The organism is Methyloversatilis sp. (assembly GCF_030696805.1).
Classification (GTDB): domain Bacteria; phylum Pseudomonadota; class Gammaproteobacteria; order Burkholderiales; family Rhodocyclaceae; genus Methyloversatilis.
In genome coordinates, this window is record NZ_JAUYRO010000102.1 from 1 (window position 1) to 1,006 (window position 1,006).

The 1,006-nt window shown below is 63.8% G+C and carries 1 protein-coding gene; it reads left to right on the plus strand.

The features are described from left to right. Positions 1–401: 401 nt before the first annotated feature. Positions 402–740, plus strand: coding sequence for a cupin domain-containing protein (locus Q8R75_RS17010; RefSeq protein WP_305626039.1), 339 nt, complete (start codon positions 402–404; stop codon positions 738–740). The last annotated feature ends 266 nt before the right edge of the window (positions 741–1,006 follow it).

Genomic DNA, 1,006 nt, shown 5'->3' on the forward strand with positions numbered 1-1,006 from the left:
GCCGGTGATCGGACACATCATCGACGTCAAGCGTGGCCACGCCACCAACTGGTCGTCGAACATGAAGTCCAATCCGGCGGGCGTCAAGGAAACCGACGTGTCGCTCAACGTGCTGGAAGAAGTCGCAACCGGCAAGTAAGCCCGCCGGCCATCACCCGAAGGCCCGTCCGTGCTGCGCGCGGACGGGCCTTTTCCGGCTGTCGCCGTGCGAACGCGTCAAGCGCAGGTCCGGAAATCGGTCACCGTGGTCGGACGGGGTCCGACTTTCGTCCCCGGATGCACGGCGTCATCGCGGCAGACGGCGCGCAGCCGTGGCGTCGCCCGTGGCATGGCCCATGCTTCTTTGTTAGACCACTAACGTATTGAACCCGGCGCTTACCGGGCACCCCAGGAGACAGTGCATGTATACAAAGGAATTTCACGCCGACTCGCTCGCATGGCAGCCCAGCGGCATCGACGGCGTGTACTTCAAGGTGATCGACGGCGAACCCGCGACGACGGCATCCACCGTGCTCTACAAGTTCGACGCCGGTTCGTGCGTGCAATCTCACCTCCATACGCAAGCCGATGAAGTCGCCTATGTGCTAGACGGTCAGTTCATCGAGAACGGCAAGACCTATGGCCCGGGTTCGGTGTTCACCGCGCCGGCCGGCACGGCACATGGGCCACATACAACCGATACAGGCTGTACGGTGATGTTCGTACTGTCGAAGGGCCTGGATTTCATCCCGGCCGAATGATCCCTCCGCGCGGCCGGTGGCGTAACGGTCCTCGTTGCCGGCAGCGCACTCTTCTGCCTTCGTTTTCCGGTCCTCGTCTTCCCCTTCGTTCTGCCCGCCTGATCAATCCTTCGCTCGCGTTGGCGCGGCGGCATCAGAACACCTGGGCGACGACCTGCACGTGCACGTAGTAGCCGCGCGGCTCCTGCGGACGGTCGCGGATCGGCAGCCCCAGCGTCACCCTCGCCGATATGTTCTGCGCGATGTTCGCGTTCAGCCCCCAGCCG